The 19,813-nt window shown below is 27.6% G+C and carries 15 protein-coding genes; 2 read left to right on the top strand and 13 right to left on the bottom strand.

Features of this window, described 5'->3' with window-relative positions:
* The 5 genes from B2W91_RS01605 to mnmH form a co-directional block, all read right to left on the bottom strand.
* Window positions 1-255 (bottom strand): hypothetical protein (locus tag B2W91_RS01605; protein ID WP_291578512.1); only part of this gene is annotated, 255 nt, incomplete at its 3' end.
* 272 nt (window positions 256-527) lie between these two features.
* Window positions 528-1,745 carry a M16 family metallopeptidase gene (locus B2W91_RS01610; RefSeq protein ID WP_291578513.1) on the bottom strand — a complete coding sequence of 406 codons (1,218 nt, stop codon included), beginning with the start codon at window positions 1,743-1,745 and terminating at the stop codon, window positions 528-530.
* Between the two features lie 5 nt (window positions 1,746-1,750).
* A complete protein-coding gene (locus tag B2W91_RS01615) occupies window positions 1,751-4,672 on the bottom strand; it encodes a DNA topoisomerase IV subunit A (RefSeq protein ID WP_291578514.1) in 2,922 nt (973 codons plus the stop codon).
* A gap of 13 nt (window positions 4,673-4,685) precedes the next feature.
* Entirely contained in the window at window positions 4,686-6,641 is a 1,956-nt protein-coding gene (locus B2W91_RS01620; RefSeq protein WP_291578515.1) for a DNA gyrase/topoisomerase IV subunit B, read from the bottom strand.
* Window positions 6,642-6,751: 110 nt separating this feature from the next.
* Window positions 6,752-7,789 carry a tRNA 2-selenouridine(34) synthase MnmH gene (gene mnmH, locus B2W91_RS01625; protein ID WP_291578516.1) on the bottom strand — a complete coding sequence of 346 codons (1,038 nt, stop codon included), beginning with the start codon at window positions 7,787-7,789 and terminating at the stop codon, window positions 6,752-6,754.
* Window positions 7,790-8,295: 506 nt separating this feature from the next.
* On the opposite strand from mnmH, the gene B2W91_RS01630 reads away from it, so the two are divergent.
* A complete protein-coding gene (locus B2W91_RS01630; protein ID WP_291578517.1) occupies window positions 8,296-10,098 on the top strand; it encodes a MutS-related protein in 1,803 nt (600 codons plus the stop codon).
* A 417-nt stretch (window positions 10,099-10,515) separates the two neighbouring features.
* Here the strand turns inward: B2W91_RS01630 and B2W91_RS01635 are convergent, their stop codons facing one another.
* From B2W91_RS01635 to B2W91_RS01665, 7 genes are all read right to left on the bottom strand, one after another.
* Window positions 10,516-11,883, bottom strand: coding sequence for a VWA-like domain-containing protein (locus B2W91_RS01635; protein ID WP_291578518.1), 1,368 nt, complete (start codon window positions 11,881-11,883; stop codon window positions 10,516-10,518).
* Between the two features lie 10 nt (window positions 11,884-11,893).
* Entirely contained in the window at window positions 11,894-13,018 is a 1,125-nt protein-coding gene (locus B2W91_RS01640; protein ID WP_291578519.1) for an ATP-binding protein, read from the bottom strand.
* A 10-nt stretch (window positions 13,019-13,028) separates the two neighbouring features.
* Window positions 13,029-13,838, bottom strand: coding sequence for a hypothetical protein (locus tag B2W91_RS01645; RefSeq protein WP_349680770.1), 810 nt, complete (start codon window positions 13,836-13,838; stop codon window positions 13,029-13,031).
* A gap of 179 nt (window positions 13,839-14,017) precedes the next feature.
* Window positions 14,018-14,524 (bottom strand): signal peptidase I, encoded by a 507-nt coding sequence (lepB, locus tag B2W91_RS01650; RefSeq protein ID WP_291578520.1) that lies wholly within the window; start codon window positions 14,522-14,524, stop codon window positions 14,018-14,020.
* Between the two features lie 26 nt (window positions 14,525-14,550).
* On the bottom strand, window positions 14,551-15,639 hold the full coding sequence (locus B2W91_RS01655) for a M23 family metallopeptidase (RefSeq protein WP_291578521.1): 1,089 nt from the start codon (window positions 15,637-15,639) through the stop codon (window positions 14,551-14,553).
* A gap of 463 nt (window positions 15,640-16,102) precedes the next feature.
* Window positions 16,103-16,819 (bottom strand): metallophosphoesterase family protein, encoded by a 717-nt coding sequence (locus B2W91_RS01660; RefSeq protein ID WP_291578522.1) that lies wholly within the window; start codon window positions 16,817-16,819, stop codon window positions 16,103-16,105.
* Between the two features lie 246 nt (window positions 16,820-17,065).
* A complete protein-coding gene (locus tag B2W91_RS01665; protein WP_291578523.1) occupies window positions 17,066-17,587 on the bottom strand; it encodes an isochorismatase family cysteine hydrolase in 522 nt (173 codons plus the stop codon).
* A 262-nt stretch (window positions 17,588-17,849) separates the two neighbouring features.
* On the opposite strand from B2W91_RS01665, the gene B2W91_RS01670 reads away from it, so the two are divergent.
* A complete protein-coding gene (locus tag B2W91_RS01670; RefSeq protein ID WP_291578524.1) occupies window positions 17,850-18,782 on the top strand; it encodes a DUF4097 family beta strand repeat-containing protein in 933 nt (310 codons plus the stop codon).
* Between the two features lie 76 nt (window positions 18,783-18,858).
* On the opposite strand, the gene B2W91_RS01675 is transcribed toward B2W91_RS01670, so the two are convergent.
* Window positions 18,859-19,677 (bottom strand): YhfC family intramembrane metalloprotease, encoded by an 819-nt coding sequence (locus B2W91_RS01675; protein ID WP_291578525.1) that lies wholly within the window; start codon window positions 19,675-19,677, stop codon window positions 18,859-18,861.
* Between the last annotated feature and the right edge of the window lie 136 nt (window positions 19,678-19,813).

Genomic DNA, 19,813 nt, shown 5'->3' on the forward strand with positions numbered 1-19,813 from the left:
TTCTTCTTCAAAAAAATAATTTTTTAAATTAAAATCTTTACTCTTATTACTTAAAAAGCTTTGAATTATTTCAATTTCTGGCTGAGATACTCCTTTTAAAGGCATCACTATTCTTTTATGACCAGATCCTTGAAAAACAGTAAAATTATAATTATTATATTTTCCATATATAAAATTTCTTTCGCTCTCCCATCCTCTTGCTTTAAGATTCTTAAATTTAAGCATTCTAAAAAGCTTTTCATATTCATTAGCCACTTCTTTTGCTCCTTTCACAAATCTTTCAAAAAAATTTATACAAAAATCTTAGTAAAGTTATGTATGAAATTTACTTTCCACTTTTATAGAAAGATTTGGCTTTTTCTTATGTATTTTAAGACACTATTGCATTTTATTATAATTTATAAATAAATTCAAGCAATATATATATAATTATATATATATTTACATTTATTTTTGTATTTTTATATTTATAATTATAAAATTATAAAAAAATAAGAAGTGATGGCCAAATGCCATCACTTCTTTTTCTATTTTGATTTTATTATTTGAATAGTTGGGTTTTTAAGGACTCTATTTGCAACTTTAAAAATTTCATCCTCAGTTATATCTTCTATATCGTACTCATTAAATAAAATAGTGTAATCCCCATACATAATATCAAAGATACATATATTAAAAGATAATGATATAGATTTTTCTAATCCTAAAATTCTTTTTAATTTTAAAGATTTTATTATGCTTTTAATTTTTTCCTCTGTAAAATACCCATCTAAAACTTTAACTTTTTCAATTTCATTATTTATAATTTCAATTGAAGTATCTATATTTTCTTTTGAGGTACCAAGGGTTATAGTATATAATTTAATGCCATTTTCATTTTTTAATTTAGAGCTTATATCATAAACTAACCCTCTTCTAGTCCTTATTTCATCATATAAAACACTACTAGTTCCTTCGCCAAAAAAAGAATTAAATATTCTAAGTAAAGTTATTTCTCTCTGATTTAAATTGTGTATTGGAAAAATATATTGTATTTTACAAGAGTTTATATCACTTTTTTCTTCAATAAATGTTCCACATATATTTTCCTCATAAACTATTTTATTATTTGGATATTCTTTTTCTTCCCACTGAGAAAAATATTTGTCTATTATTTTATATACATCTTCAAAGCACAACGAAGATACTACTGAAATAGTACAATTATTAGGTATATAGCATTTATCATAAAAGTGTTTTACATCACTTATCGTAAAAGACTTTATTATATCTTCACTACCTATAATAAGATCTTTTATTCTTCTATGAGTAAATCCATTAAATAATACCCTATCTTCACAAAATTGAGATGTATCATCGCCCCATTCCTTTAATTCTTCACAAATCACAGATATTTCATCTTTAAAATGCTCTTCCTCAAAAGTAGGATTCAATAATATATCACTATAAACTTCTAAGCCCTTTTCAAAGTCTTCTGGAAGGCAAGTACCATAATAAACTACATAAGGGTAATTTGTCATAGCATTATGAAATCCAAAAATTTTATCGCATTGATTATTGATTTCCGCTTCACTTCTATTTTTAGTTCCTTTAAAAACCATATGTTCAACCACATGGGCTAATCCAAGTTCATTACTCTCTTCTACCATTGCACCTGCATTGAATCCTATTGTAAAAGAAGTTATAGTGTTTTCACTATGAGTATAGATAAACTTTAATTTATTTTTTAAGAATATCTTTTTCATTAATCTTACTCTCTTTCAACACTCTCTATTTTATCATCACTTAAAAATAGCATTATATTCTTTCCACGGCCTGCTCTATTTTGTGTGCTTATATCACTTATAGTAATTGTTTTTGTTTCTCCTTTTAAAGTATTTAAAATTAAATTTGTTTTTAATTTATCTACGCATAAATACTTCTCTTTTTCATGTAGCTGCCTACCTAGTTCTTCATAAATTATATCTCCAAAGATAACACTATCATCATCTTTTAAGCTAATAGCGGTGACTCCACTAGCATTTTTACCCATGGTATTTATAGTAGAGATATTAAATTTAATACACATAGCCTTTTCAGTAACAATTAGTGCTGAATTATCACTATTCTCTAAGGATACAGAAATTACTCTATCATCCTCAGTTTTTAATTTATATCCAGTAGTTATGATATAATCTCCTTCAAACTCGCTACATAAGGTTCTTTTAATTAATCCTTTTTTAGTGATAAAGTAAAAACTTTTTTCATCTTCATATTTATTTAAAGAAACTATACTAATAATCTTATCTTCTTTATCATAATCTTGAAGCAGCTCAACTAGACTCATTCCTTTTTTATCTACATTCTGAAGGATGTACCCTTTTAGCTTATGCACCTTTCCTCTTTCTGTAAATAAAAGAACTTCTTCATTGCTATTAGTTAAGGTTATAAGTTTATCGTTAGATTTTCTACTACTTGTTCTTATAAATCCCTTAGGATTTATACTTAAGAAAAACTCCCTAAATTCATATTCATCAGTGTATTCTATAGATATAACTTCATCACCATTAGGTAAATTAAAAAGTTGTTTTCCCAGTATACTTCTATCACTTTCTTCAATAATCGGTTCTTCTACATTAAAGCACAAGTCATTTTTTGTATTAACTCTTATAAAGCACTCTTCTCTATCTTTATTAACTATTTTTACATCTACAAGCTTTTCTCCTTCTCTTAATTTTAATGCAGAAAGCTTTGTATAATTAGTGTTAAATTTAGAAAGCTCAGTTTTCTTTAACATACCACTAGATGTAAATAATAATAAATTTCTTGGATATTCAAAACTCTCTATAACAAAAGCTGCTATAATAGCTTCTTTAGATAAATCTAAGCTTTTTATTAAACTTTCTATCTTTTCTCCTCGTTCTTTCCATTTAACTTCTGGGATGGAAATTCCCTTTAACTGATACATGTTTCCCGCTGAAGTAAAGATAATTAAAGTATCTTTTGTATTACTTTGAAGTAAAAATCTATTATAATCCCCTTCTCGATGATCTATATCTTCTACATCCTGAGAAGTTCTATTAAATGACTTTAGTGGCGTTCTCTTTATAAAGCCTTCATTAGAAACAGTTATAACTATATCCTCTTCTATTATTAATTCTTCTAATTCAATTTTAGCTTCATCGTCATTTTCAATAATTTCTGTTCTTCTTTTATCATCATATTTATCTTTTATTTCTAAAAGTTCTTTTTTTATAACTTTTATAAGTTCTTTTTCATTTTCTAAAATTTTTCTTAATTTTCTCATAAGAACTTCAAGTTCTTTATATTCCTTTTCAAAAGTTTTTATTTCAAGTCCAGTCAGTCTATATAACATCATTTCTAATATAGCTTCTGCTTGAAGCTCAGTAAACGCAAAATTAGATATTAGATTTATAGCAGCATCCTTTTTAGACTTAGATGCTCTTATAGTTTTTATAATCTCATCCATAATATCAATAGCTTTTATAAAACCTTCAACTATATGAAATCTTTTTTCTGCAATTTCAAGCTCTTTTTTCGTTCTTCTAGTTACTACATCCTTTTGATGTTCAACATAATGACGTATTAATTCCTTTAATCCTAAGGTTTCTGGTTTTCCATTTGCTAATGCTACCATATTGAAGGAAAGATTAGATTGAAGTTCTGTTTTTTTAAATAAATATTTTAAAACTTTATTTACACTTTCATTAGTAGCACTTTTCTTAAATTCTATAACAGCTCTTATTCCTTCTCTGTCCGATTCATCTCTAATATCAGAAATTCCTTCTAATGCTTTAGAATGTTTCTTATCTCCAGTCATATCAGATATGGACTGAAGTAATTTCGCCTTGTTCTTTCTATAGGGGAACTCTGTTATTACAATCCCTAATCGGCCATTTTCTAAGGTTTCAATATGAGTCTTTGCCCTTAGAGTCACCTTTCCTTCTCCTGTTTCATAAGCAGCTAAAATGGCATTTTTTCCTATTAGTGTTCCACCTGTAGGTAAATCTGGCCCTTGAATATATGACATTAATTCTTTTGTAGTTATGTCATTATTATCTGCATAAGCTAATGAAGCATCAATTACCTCACCCAAGTTATGAGGTGGTATATTGGTAGCAAGACCTACTGCTATACCAAAGGCTCCATTTACTAAAAGATTTGGATATCTTCCTGGTAATACAGATGGCTCTTTTTCGGTATCAGAATAATTGTCCACCATATCTACTACATTTTTATCTATATCTTTTAAAAGTTCCATGGAAATCTTTGAAAGTCTAGCTTCTGTATAACGCATAGCAGCAGCGCTATCTCCATCAATACTTCCCCAGTTTCCATGACCATCAATAAGTGGCATTCTTGTAGAGAAATCCTGAGCTAAAATTACCATTGCATCATATACAGATGTATCACCATGTGGGTGATATTTACCTAGTATATCCCCTACTATTCTTGCAGATTTATAATAAGGCTTATCTGGAAAAGCTTTAAGCATATATGCACCATAGAGTATTCTCCTATGAACAGGCTTTAGACCATCTCTTACATCTGGTAGAGCTCTATCTTTTGAAACTTCTACTGCATAAGGAAGATAGTTGTCAGGCATCGCCTCATGTAATGGTGTATTAATAATATTGTTATCTATTGGAATCTGATTATTTTTCTTCGCCATGATTTAACACCTCCTAAAATTCTGCGTATTTATACATATAATTTTTCCTTGGTTCCACTATATCTCCCATTAAAAGTGAAATCATTTTTTCAGCCTTCGATGCATCCTCAATAGTCACTCGTTGAAGAGTTCTAGTTTCTGGATTTAAGGTAGTTTGCCATAATTGTTCAGCATTCATTTCTCCAAGACCTTTATATCGTTGAATTAATGCACCTTTTCCAATTTCCCTTTTTACCTTTTGTAATTCTTCATCACTATAAGCATATTCAGAAATCTCACCATTTTTACTATTTTTATAAACTTTATATAATGGAGGAAGTGCTATATATAAATGGCCATTTTGAATTAATGGTCTCATATACCTATAAATATAAGTCATCCATAATGTACGTATATGATATCCATCTACATCAGCATCACTTAAAATAATTATTTTATCATATTTTAAATCTTCTTCTTTATAATTATCTAAAACTCCCGTTCCAACAGCTGTATTAAAAATTTTAAGCTCTTCACTAGCCAATACATTTTCTAACTTTTGTTTTTCTGTATTCATTATTTTACCTTTTGAAGGCATAATTGATTGAAATCTTCTATCTCTAGCTTGTTTTGCACTACCACCAGCTGAATCTCCCTCAACTACTATAAACTCTGTGAACTGAGAATTTTTAAGCGTGCATACTGCTATCTTTCCTGCTAATGGCGATGTACCATTTCCTATTTTCTTTTTTTCAGCTTCATTTATTTTTTTAATCTTCTCTCTACGTTGTGCAGCAGAAATAGCATTATTTATAATAATAGTAGCTGTTTCTTTATTATCTTCTATCCATTCACCAATCTTTTGATAACATAGCTCATTCATCATAGAATAAGCCTCTGCATTTCCTAACTTTGTTTTAGTTTGACCTTCAAATATAGGGTTACTAACCTTTATTTTTACAATTGCTGTCATCCCTTCTCTTAAGTCATCACCTTCAAATTCTTTATCTTTTTCTTTAATTAGGTTAAGCTTTCTGCTCCACTCTTTAAAGGCTCTAGTCATTCCAGTCTTAAAACCAGTTTCATGAGTTCCTGCTTCTGTAGTAGGAATATTATTTACATAACTAGCTATATGCTCTGTAGTGGAATCTGTAAATTGGATACAAACTTCACCATCCAAATTAACTCCATTAACTTCTCTTTCACCATTAAATAAAATAGGGTCCTTATGAAGTATTGTTTTACTCTCATTTAAATAATCTATAAAGTCTAATAATCCTCTTTCAGAATGGTACGTTTTCTCTATAGGTTCACTTTTTCTATTATCTTTTAAAATTAAAGTTATCCCTTTATTTTGAAAAGCTAATTCCTGAAGTCTTTCATCAATAAGATCAAATTTATAATCTATATTTCCAAAAATTTCACTATCAGCCATAAAGGTTATTTTAGTTCCTGTTTCTTTAGTCTTACCTACAGCTTCAAGCTTAGTAACTGGAGTCCCAGGCATTTTCTTCTTAAGCTCTTTATCATAAGCATATTCAAAACGCTGACGAAAAATTTGTCCCTTTTGTTTAACTTCAACCTCAAGCCAAGATGAAAGCGCATTTACTACCGCTGCACCAACACCATGAAGTCCCCCTGAAGTCTTATAGTTAGAATTATTAAACTTTCCTCCTGTATGAAGTTCTGTATATACCATTTCTACACCGGACTTCTTCTTTATAGGATGTATTCCTGTAGGAATTCCCCTACCATTATCTATAATAGTTACACTTTTATCACTATTTAAAACCAATTCTGCACTATCTCCATAACCATTAGCAATTTCGTCTATGGCATTATCAAAGATTTCCCAAATACAATGATGAAGTCCTTTTGTTCCTGTTGATCCAATATACATCCCTGGCCTAACTCTAACAGGTTCTAGTTTTTCTAAAGAAGTTAAATCCGTAACTTCATAACTGTTAATATCTTTATTTTCTAAAATCATTCTTACCTCCATACTAAGTTTGTTTTTGGTTACAAATGTTATTTTATAACTTTACTTATTTATAGTAAAGATAAAAAAGCAAAAAACAGAAACAAATGTTCTGCTTTTTGCTAATTCACATCATTTTTATAGTTATCAATAAAGTCTTCTAATTGCTTTGCAGAAGCTTCTATACTTTCTACGATTATTTTTAAATCATATTTATATTGATTAGAACTATGCATATAAAGCGGATCATAATATCTTACCATAAGTTCCTTTACTACGTCTATATAATCATTATTTCTTATTCTTTCACAATATTGTTCCAAATCAGCCACACTAATATGCTTTCTAATCTTCATTATAGCATCACAAAGCTCTTCATTACAATTTTTTCCTTTAGTATATTCATCAATAATTAAATTACTTCTAAAATCTAAATCTGCATCAACAAAAACATGTATGCCTTCTTTCATTTTATTATGGATATATTCTGGTATTAAAATTCTTCCTATTCTTCTGCTTTCAGCTTCAATAAAAACATAATTGCTCTTTCTATTTTTAAGTTCTTCATAAATTAAAGATTCAAAGTACTTTTGAGAACGAGTTTCTCCCAGTCCAACAGAGCCCAAGATAGACCCTCTATGATTAGCAAATCCTTCTAAGTCTAATACATCACAATCATTTTCCATAAGCCTTTTAAGAATTTCAGTTTTACCTACTCCTGTATTCCCATGAAGCACTACATAAGTAACTTCTTCATTTAATTTTGGAAGTTCTTCATTTATTGCTGCTCTATATCCCTTATATCCATTTTTAATTCTTTCAATTTTTACACCTAAGGTGCCAAGTAACTCTGCTATAGAGGCACTTCTCATACCTCCTCTTGCACAAAACATAACAACTTTCTTATATTTTTTCTCTAAATCTATTACTTGTTCATAAATTTTAGGTAGATTTTTAGATACTACATCTACTCCTAATCTTTTAGCTTTTTCTGTACTTTCTCTAGTATAGATAGTGCCTATTAAAGCTCTTTCTTCATCATTAAATAATGGAATATTTACTGCTCCAGGTATTGTTGCTTCCTTATATTCCCCTGGGCTTCTCACATCAACTAAAACATAATCTCCTCGAAGTTCCTTATAATCAATTGTCCTAACCATTTTTCATCCACCTTTATTTTAATCCATAACCTATACAATTAATAATTAATTGCTAAGAATATATAATTCTACATACTTCTTATCTTAATAAAAAGTTTAAATTTAATTTACTATAGTTGAATTTCTATTTAACTTTAAATCCTTAATTCTCGATTATGAATTATTAAAATCTTCTACAGTGTTATATTTTAATATTTATTTGTACTAAGTGTCAACTTTATAAGCTTTTATACTTATATTTTTTTAATGACTTAGTTCCTTATTATTACTCTTCCCACTTAATTGCTCATTTATTAAATGCTAGAAAGTATTCAATTCACAATGCAAAATNNTTCCCCAGAGGTGGAAAACTAGCAATTGCATTGCTCACTAAAAATCCATTAAAGAAATTATTTTACTCAAAAATAATTTCCACCACAATTGTCAATTGTCCATTTTCAATTCTTCATTAATTAAAGTTGTATATTTAAAAAATAATGGTAATATATAGATACAGGAGGTGCGTGATGAAAAACCTTGTAAAAAAATATGAAAGAAGAGTAGCAGCCTTTGAACGTCTTGAAAAACGTCAATATAAATTAATGAATTTCATTAGTAAGTTGAGACTTATACTGGTTATAGTATCATTTTTAGTATTTTTTCTTTTATACAAAAAAGGAATTTATTCCTTATCTTCCTTAACTTTTATTGCTTTTTTAATAGCATTTTTCCTTTTGGGAAATATACATAAAAATCTTGAAATGAAAAAAACTCTTATAATGACTATTAAAAATCTAAATAAAAGATCTATTGATAGAGTTTCGGGCAAATGGAAAACCTTTCCCGATACTGGGGAAGATTTAATGATAAAAAATCATAACTATGCTATGGATCTAGATATTCTAGGTAAAGGCTCGCTTTTTCAAATGATAAACTGCTGTAATAGCTTTTTAGGAAGGCGTAAATTAAAAGCAGTTCTTTGTGGAGAAGTAGATTTTTCTATTGAGGAAATATATGAAAGGCAAGTTGCTATAGAAGAATTTGCCTCTAATTTAAGCTTTATGCAAAGGTTTATTAGTGAAGGCGAAAAAATTAAAGATGAATTTAAGGATCCTTCTGAGCTTATAGCTTGGGGAAGTTTATATAATAAAATTTATTTAAAACCTATAGTTTCTATAGCTATTAAAATCTTTCCTTTAATAACAATAATATTTTTAATACTACCTTGGTTTATCCCTAGTTTATCTTTTAATATAGGAAAAATCTTAATAGGATTTCAGATCATTCTTTTAATAGTAGATGTAAAAAATAGAGAAATTCTTCTAGGAGAAATTTTTAAATATAAAGAAGATATATATGCCTATGGCTCAATGATAGAGCAATTTGAAAACAAACATTTTAAAAGCAGTTATCTAATAAAACTTCAACAAGAGTTAAAGGGTAATGGAAATAAAAAAGTAAATCATCAAATAAAAGAACTTTCTAAAATAATTTCTCTTATTCAAGATAAAAAGAACTTTTTTTATTTCCCATTAAACATCTTATTTTTAATGGATTATAGAGCTATATTAGGTCTTGAAAATTGGAAAAAATCTTATGGAAAGAACATTCAAAAATATGTAGAGGTTGTTGGAGAAATTGAAGCACTTTGTAGCTTAGCGTTAATAAATCATGATAATCCGAATTATACTTTGCCAACCTTTGAAAAAAATAATCTTGTATTAGAAACAAAAGGAGCTCATCATCCCCTATTAGGAGAAAGTTCAGTATCTAATAGTTTCTCTTTAAACAATATTAATTCTATAGCATTAATTACTGGTTCTAATATGTCTGGAAAAAGTACTTTACTTAGAACTATAGGACTTAATATGGTGCTTTCATATAGTGGAACTAAGGTAGCTGCTTCTAGCTTTAAATGTAGCAAAATGAAGATTTACACCTGCATGAGAATCGTGGATAATCTTGAAGAAAGTATTTCTTCTTTTTATGCAGAAATTCTTAGAGTGAAGTCTTTAATTGAAGCTTCAAATGATAATACTCCTATCTTCTTTTTATTAGATGAAATATTTAAAGGTACCAACTCTACAGATAGGCATATAGGTGCTAAAGTTTTAATAAATCAACTAAGCAAGAGAAACACTTTAGGAATGGTATCCACTCATGATCTAGAGCTTTGTGATCTTGCTATGGAAAACTCTAAAATTAAAAATTATAATTTTAGAGAATACTACGTTGATAACAGTATTAATTTTGACTATAAGCTACGAGAAGGTGTAAGTAAAACTAAAAACGCATTATATCTGCTTAAAATGGCAGGGATTGAATTTTAAATAATTCACAACTTAAAATAATTCACAATTATGGATGAAATTATTTTTAGTCAAAATGATTTCTTTGAACGGATTTTTTTGACTAGCAATACAATTGCTAGCTAATCCACCTCTGGGGAACAGTAGTGAAACCCTTTAGGGTTCCCCTGNNCCCTGAGGTGCAGTATAGTTTGAAGCAAAAATTAATGAATTTAAACTAATACTGTGGAGATAAGCTATATAATTGTTTAAATGTTGCAGATACAGTTCCATATCATACTGCACCCCAGGGGTTTAAATAGAAAATAGTCTCAAAATTAAATTTTGTAGCTACTTTAATTTTGTTTAAAATATACAATTTTATTATAAACCCCAGGGGTGGAAGTTAATACTGAGAAATATCCATAATTGTGAATTGTGCATTGTGCATTGAATAACCTATTCTTCAACTGGCTGTTGACTATTCATGGACCAGCCATCAGTTCTTACATCATACATATCTATATTATCTACAACTTCAATTCTTTTTAATTTTTTCAGAGTGCCAAAAGGCTTTGTTAAGGATAGCTTATTTCCTCTTCCACTGATAATCCAGATAGTTTTATATCCTTTAGGAGTAACTTCAAGTCTATCTTCACCTTCACCATCAGTAAAATATATAAGTATATTGCTTTTATTTTTATTAACAAAATCAAAAACTGGAGAAAATTTTGTGCCACCTTTTGTATCAACTTTTTTCTTTAAGTCTTTAATAGATTTTATAGTATAGACCCTTCTTATCTCACTATCACATTCAACTATTGTTATTTTATGATTATAATTTCTTACAATAGAAAAAATCTCTATAAATGCCTGTTCTATTTCTTCATCACTAACACTTCCACTTATGTCAATTGCTATGGTAATCTTAGCAATTTGTTTAGATAACCTTCCTCTTAAATCATATCTTTCTGGTTGCCTTCTATTCCTTCTAGTTATAGTTTTTTTATATCCACTAGGTACGTTCCCCATAAGCTTTTTTAAGTATATATTCCAAGGAATTTCTGCTGTTTTCCCATTTAAATCTTTAATCATAGTATCTATAAATACAGGTAGATCACCTTTACGTGCTTTATCAACATATTTTTTAGTAAGTTCTTTTAAAAGTTTTTCATCTATTTGCTCTGAAAATTCCCATATATCATGGGTTGTTTCTGGATTATATTCATCAGCAATTTCATCATTTACCTTGGTATCATCTTCATCAGAATCGCTATCTTCATCTAAAAGATTCAATGCTTCTTGTATTTTATCTGCATAATATTCCATAGTGCTAAAAGGTTCTAATTTAACTCCATACTTTAAATTAACCCAATCTATAGTAATAGAATATGGTGGTAGATTATCTATATATTGATTAACTGCTAAATCCATGGCTATATTTAAAGCTAATGTACTATATTTTTTCTTTAAGTCTTTTGCCCTATTTAGATGTAAGGATAAAATATGGTGAATTTCATGCTTAATTTGCCCTTGCATCTGTTCTAAGCTACATTGAATAAAGAGCAATGGGTTAAAATGTATAGTAAAATCTGAAATGTTTGCTGTTATTCCAGTAGGTGTAGCTATTTCTAAATTGATATTTCTCTTCATATGAAGAAGAAAATGTCCATAGAAATTATCGCTGTCTTCCATCAATGAAAAGTTTACCATATCTATAATTTGAAAAAATCTATCATTAAAATTTTCTTTTAAATCATCACTTTTCTTTAATCCACTTATTTCCTCATAGAGCTGTTTTCTTAAACTCTCAAATTTGTTATCCATAAAACACCCCTTAATTTTTCACCTCACTATAAGCCTTAAAATATCCTTCAACAAAATCATCATTATATAAAAACTTAGAATATAAGTTCTTATGATTTTCTTTTATTTCTTGCATTATTCCTACTTTTAAATCTACAGGATATAGTTGAAGAAAATCCGAAAATATTTTTATTTCCCTTTCCTTATCAGCTTTATTTTCTAGATAAAATAGCACATTCTTTGAGGTTAAATAAAGTCTAGAATGACTTTCATTTTTCACTTTATCTTTTAATTCCTGTGAAAAACCCTCATTTTCAAATATTTCTTCATAGCTTATTAAGGGTTCATTGCCACTTTCAATAAAACTAATAAATTCTTGTGCAATTTTAGTACCTACATTTCCTTTTAAAACATTAAAAAATATCCTTGATGGTATATTTTCTTCATTATTTTTATAGTGATTATAACTCTTTGAAACTCTCTCCCAGCTTCTAGGTGTAGCCTTAACAGTTTCTTCTAAAGCTGAAGTATGTAAATACTCTGGAAAAGTTGAAATAAATTCTATCACTTTATTATTTAAATTACTCTCAATCGCCCATTGAAGCCAACTTTTAACGTTGCTCTCCATCTCTAACCATACAAATCTATTTTCTTGTGCAGGGTCCATATCTACTACTTGATAATCAGTATCCTCAAAACTATTATATTTATTTGAAGGATTCATGGCTGCTAATATACTAACATTATCAGATAAACTGTAACCATTTATCTCTCTATTTAGTATTAAATTCATCAATTCTTGTTGTACTGTATGTTCACATCGATTAATTTCATCTATAAATAATAGTACTTCTCTACCACTAATAGTAGTATTATCAATTTCTTGAAGTTTTGTGTGAATAGCATATACTGTTCTTCTCTTTTTGATTTCCAACCCTTCTTTATTAAATTCTATATAGTCCTCTATCGTAGGAAGACCACCTATCTCTCCCTCTTTTAAAAGATTACCATCTATAACAATTAAATAGTAATTATTCCTCTCAGCAAGACTTTTGGCAAGAGCGGTCTTACCTATGCCGCTTTCTCCAATAATTAAAGGCACTGAATTAGTTTTAATAACCAGCTCAGCACTTAATAGTGTATCTACAAAATTCATAGTTTCCCCCTTAATAACTTAGCTTTTGATCTACTACAATTCTTTTTGATTTTTTACTTCCATATTTGTATATAAAAATAACTTTATCCATAGATATATTATTATTATTTTTTTCTATACTACTGCAATTTAAGAAATCTATTACATATTTTTCATCTATATTTTCATCACTAAATTTATCTATAAATACTTTTTCCACCTTTTTAATAGGAATGCTATCCTTAAAGTACTTCATTACAAGTACATTTTCATTTAAAAATAACAGTTTTTTCTCTTCATCTATATTTTCTATAAAATTTAAGGCTGCTTCATTTTGTTTAACTGCTGTAAGTTCAACCTCTGTAGAAGGATTGTCAATAAATCTTAAAGCATTATAATTTAAAGCTACTGCTGCAAGTTTTACTTTTTCAGTTGGATTTTTTATATATTTTATAGAATCAAAATCCTTTTCTACAGCCATAAGTTGCAATTCTTCACTTGGATTTTTTATATATTGTATCGCCCATCCTTTTTGATCTATACCTAGCTTAATCAAATCCTCAGTAGGATTTTTTATAAACTTTAAAGTATTCCAAGCTTCTTTAACTACATATATGCACATTTCTTCACTAGGGTCATCAATAAATTCTATTGCCCATATATTGCTTCTTAATGCTATCTTTTTCATCTCTTCTGTAGAATTTTTTAAATATCTTATTACTGTTCCGTTTTTTCTAAGTGCCGTAAATTTCATTTCTTCTGTAGGAATTGAAATATTCCTTATTAAAATTGGATCTCTTTCAAGCATAGCAATAATTTGTTCTTCTGTAATTTTTCTCACCCCTTATCTAATAATCATTATTAAATAATTCTCTCTATTAATTATACAAAAAAATATATAAAAGAAAAAGAGCCTACAATAAAGATTGTAGACTTAATTAATATTTATTCAATGCATAACTGTAAAAATTTCTAATTTAACTATAAACCTTATATTATAAAAAGTAATTTATACTAATACTACATAATTTCAATTCTATTAAAAGGATAAATTATAATTCTTGCTTTTCCTTTAATATCTTTTTTATGAATATATGGATTGTTCCATTTTCGACTATCGAAAGATCTTGCTCTGTTATCTCCTAGAAAGAAGAAATGATCTTTAGGAACTGTGTATTCTCCTCCTACTTCTTCATTGTTTAAAACATAGTTTTCTTCTAATTTTTTATCATTAACAAAAACCTCACCATTATCTTGAATTTTAATTTTATCTCCACCTATACCAATTACTCTTTTTATTAGCAATTCGTTCTCTTCTTCAGAATGAAATACCACAATTTCTCCATTTTTTATTTTATCTTTATTATAGATCCTTGTAGCAATAAGTCGATCTCCTGTCATTATGGTTGGTTCCATGGAAGCAGAAGGTATTTTACAGATAAAGAATAAAAAATAATTTATACCTAATGCTAAAATAATACCTACAATGGCAGCTAAACCCCATTGCCTTAACTCGTCTTTTATCATGCTTTTCTCCTATACAGTATACTAAATTAAAGTGTTTTTATTATCATAGAATCTTCATCAATAAAGTTTATTTCTTCATTTGTTATATCTTTTATATTTATAAAATTACAAGGTAATCCCCTTGCTGTAAGCTTATTATGTCCATCCATTAAATGAAAATGAAGATGAGGACAATTTGAATTTCCACTACTACCTAATTTACCTAGTACTTCTCCTGCTTTAACTTTTTGGCCTTTCTTTACTTGAACACTATTTGGTATAATATGACAGTAAAAAGAGTATTCACTATTTGCATGTTCTATAATAACATAATTCCCTGCAGAACGTGGAACAGGTCCATGAATCTTTTCAAGATTATCATAATGACTTCTTTCTAATTTATTCTTATATCCTAATGAATACTCTGGAAAATCATTATAAGCCTCTATTACTGTTCCATCTCCAATAGCCACTATTTCTTTTCCATAATGGACATATTCTTCATTTTCCATTTCCTTTTTAGTTATAAGCATAAAATCCTCATTAAGTTGGCCTAAATCAAAAGCAAATTCTGAATTATAACACCATCTATGGCTATCAATAGAAGAATAGATATCTGTAGCTATCCAGGTTCCCTTTACCGGAAAAACATAAGAATTTTTTACTTCATAAGCTTTAAGTGGAAGACTATGGATATAGTTCATACTTTCATTATTTATATTATAATTTATAACTATTTCCACTTTTTCAATTTCATCATAGGTAATTAAATTAAAATATTCTGCCATAATTACAAACTGCTTATTTGCTTCTATTGTTAGGCTTGCACTTAAGCTATCATTATTCCAAAATTTTTCTAACCCTAAACACTCATAAATTATATTTTCTCTATAAATATTTAATTCTTTAATACTATCCTTTGCTCTATTTTCAAGAGTGTTTCCCCTATAACTTATCTCTTTTAATACTTCTCCTTTATTATTAAGCAAATTAAAAGAAATTGAATTTAAAACAATATTTTCATTAAAATCATTTTCTATAGCAATTAATCTTAAATAAAAATCATTTTGAAATTTTCCGCCTAAATCCTTGATTATCGGAATTAAATAATCCTTTGGACTAGCAAATACTTTCATAATTGTTTTCCTCCATATTTTGCGTATAGTTATATATTCTACTAATTTTATTATTTTCCTTTAAGATAAGTTAGCTTTGAAGGTCACTTATAGTTATAGGATTTCTTCATGATTTTAATTCCTACAATAAAAATTCTCATTTATGGATTAAAAATTAAGAATTAAAGATGAATAATTGCGGTTAAAACTCCACGGTCAAAACCTTTGGAGTTTTATTAACATAAATTTTATTTTAAGAAATTCACCTTTAGNNAAGGATTTAAGTTATTTTTATAGAAAACCTATTTTCCAGAGTATACCTTAAATTTTCACATTGTATCCCTATATAGTTTTAAATTATTCTATTTTACTCGCTATAAGATAAAAATAACTTACATAATAGTAAGTTATAAATAAATTAATTTATTTTTAAAGTAAGTTCAATTCTTTCACTATATTAGGAATAGGTTCTCCAATTAAAACCTTAATTCATTCCATATATAAACTTTAGAATATGTTCCTTATCTGGAACATTATATTTAAAAAAATCCATAACTACAGCATCTAAATCATAATTTATAGTTTTAAAATTGATATCCACAACTTTTCCATCAAATTCTAGGATTGCAAAGTTCACAAGACCATCTCTAGAACATCCTATTGAACCAGGATTTATTATTGGTTTACCACTCCAATGTTTAACTAAACTTTGGCAATGAGTATGTCCAATTAGCACATAATCACAAATCTCTCCATAATCTTCTGTGTACTTATCTAAAGTAACCTCCTTGTATAGTAAAGGTAGGTCAGTCATGCTATCTATTCTAGAATGTACCATAAGTATCTTCTTACCGCAAATATTAATAATTCTTTCTGTTGGTAAAGTTTTCAATCTACAAATTCTCTCTTCCCCTAGAAGCTCAATGTTCCAATTTTGATGCTCGATTTCTCCCTCTGGAAAATTTTCAAAATTTCTATTTATCAATATATGTTCATTATTCCCTAAGATATTTACAAATCTTTTATCATTCATAACAACATCAAAAACCTCTGTCGGGTTAGGACCTTCTTGAATAAAGTCTCCTAAATTTAGAATATACTTTACATCTTCATTTTCATTGTTTAAATAATCTAAGAAAACATTTAAGGCATGTATATTGGCATGAATATCTGCCACAACAATCACTTTTTCTTTCCCCATAGCACCCTCTCTTTTGCCCCCTTGATAAATTAATACATCTAAATATTTTAAATATATATAATATTTAAAATATTTTCAAATATCTGTATATTAATATTATATCATCAAATAATTAGAAAACAACATATCCATATTCAAAAATAACTAGTAAGACTACTAGTTATCTCTGAATGCATTTTACAACATTATCCATCAATGACTTAAATAAATTCACAATAATACTATTAGAAAAAGTATACGTTATTTCTATTTATTTAAAAATTCATCATAATTCACAACTTTAATAGTATTAGATAGACTTATTATAGAACCTACAAAATCCTTTATATCTATGTCTTTAGTACCACATATTCCTCCATTGCTTACTGTTCCACTAGCATCCTGTATAAAAGTTACATTATATCCTCTATCAAAAGCAGCAATAGAGGTAAACATACAACAATATTCTGTATTAAATCCTGTAACAATTACTTCATCTATATTCTCTGCCTTTAATACTCTTTCTAGATTAGTTTTATAAAAAGCACTCTGAGTTGTTTTTTCAATTATATAATCATATAAATTATCAAATTCTTCATGGATTTCTGAAGAATTGTTATTCTTATTAAAAGGGCTTTCTTTTATATTCTCTATATGTCTTGTAAATATAACTATTTCACCCTTTTCTCTAAATATATGAATTAATTTTTTTATTTTATCTTTTTCTTCCCAAAAGTCTTTCTGACCTAATATGTATTTTTGCACATCTAAAACTAACAACGCTCTCATAAATATCCCCCTCACAATATTGCAATTAATTTAATATCTATATGAAAAAATTTAGAATATCTAAATAATAAATTCTTTTCTTCTAATTGCTTTTGTTATGTTAAAGTCATATTCTGGATTATAAAATTATATTATGTAGCATTTTTATCAAATATTCCATACTATCAATTATTTTACTCACATAATATGTGAGTAAAATTATGATACAATATAAGAACAATATGGATATAAAATTTAATATTCTTTATTTAGGAGGAAGATTATGGTCAATAATTCTAAGACAAAAAAAATTATTTATGTTTTACTAGGAGTGATGTTTCTCTGTTTTTTCCTAAGTGGCATAATATCTTTATTTAGCTCAAATAAAAATGTTATAATAAATAATAGTAATATTGGTACTGGAGTTCAATTTAGAACAGAAAAAATCTTATCAATAGATGACATAAATAATATTGATATTGATGCTGCTTTAGGAAGCATAAAGATTACCTCAGAGGATAGAAAAGATGTAAAGTTAATTTTTAGTTACAACGAAAATTTTTTTAAAAATTCAGTTCCAACTTTAAATGTCAATTCCTATGGCACAGAAGCAAAAATAGAAATTCAGTATAAATCAAGTCTTAAAAATTTAGGAAATAGTAGAATATCTTTAGAAATTTATATTCCTAAAAATTATAATAAAAGCCTCTCTTTAGATACTAAATTAGGAGATATGAATTTAGACAACTTAGATTTAGATAATTTAAAATGCTCTCTATCTCTGGGTAAATCCCTTATAAATAATATTAATTGCAACTACTTTGAATATGATAATAGCATGGGAGACTTAACTGGAGATAAGATATATACTAAAGAAAGTGAAATTGAACTTTCTATGGGTTCAGCTAATATAAAAAATTTTAGAGGAAATTTAAAAGCTGAAATTAGCATGGGAGAAATAAATATAGACTATGATGAATTTAATGATAATAATGTAGACTTAGAAGCATCTATGGGTTCTATAAATCTAACTCTTCCTAAAAAATCTGAGTTTTCCCTTTCAGCAAAAACTAGCATGGGATCTGTTAGCTGTGATTTTCCTTTAAATATGTCTATTCATAAAGGTTCTGAAATAGATGGAAGTATCAATAATAGTAATAATAGAATTATTGCAAATAGCAGCATGGGTTCTATAGATATTAGAAGTAGAGATTAATTTTAGAATTTAAATTAATAATTTACAATTTTAAAACTTACAAGATATAAAAGCTTAGGACTTAAGTCCTAAGCTTTTAATATTTGTTAGCTTCTAAATTGGAATTGATTTTCTTATCACTAAATAACTTTTTGCTCTTTACTATAAATGCTAAAGCTATAACTGCTACTATAATTAAAAATTCCTCAATTATAGCAATACTTTTTATTACTCCTGCTTGATGAAGTGCTGCTGGAAAATCTATTGCTGCATGTATCAATATAGCTAATAATAGATAAATATTTTTTCTTTCTTTTATAGCATAAAGGACTATCAATGATAAGGCAATTTGAATTATTATTGTGCAAATCCTCTCAATTGAAGCTATTCCCCATATGTAACTTGGTGAGCTTACCATTTGTATATATACTGCCTTTAACGCTTCTAGTGGTGCTCCTTCTACTTGCAATAGTTTTTCAAAGCTTCCACTATTTATTTGAAGTGCCATTATAATATTATTTAAAAAAGTCATTCCTACTATTAACATTGCCTCTATGCCCCCATGACCAATGCCATAGGCAAGACCATCTTTCCACTGTCTATTGCCTTTTAAAATAAATTTAAACATTAAATATCTACTAACCTCTTCAAATATCCCTGCCATAAGACCACCATATAACATATAAAGCCAAGGATTTTTAAAAAGTTCTGCTGTGGTTTTATTATTTATTAAAACCATTTTATGAATTGGTGCTTCCAAAACTTGAGTAGCTATAACGAAGGCTATAGCACCAATAAACACTACTTTTAAAGAAATTTTTTCTTTCTTATAAAAAAATATAACTAATAAAATAGGCAATATAGTACTTACTAAAAAAGTTAAAATCATAAAAAACATAGAACTATTACTTACCATAAAATCATCTCCCTAGCAAAGGTAAATTTGAACCTTTATACATTTCTTTTGTCAATATTAATTTATTAATTGTTTCTATGATAGATGCATGTACTTTTTATTAAAGGCTAAACTTATAGGGTTCCTTAATAAAAAT

It is taken from the genome of Clostridium sp. UBA6640, from assembly GCF_002455975.1.
Classification (GTDB): domain Bacteria; phylum Bacillota; class Clostridia; order Clostridiales; family Clostridiaceae; genus Clostridium_J.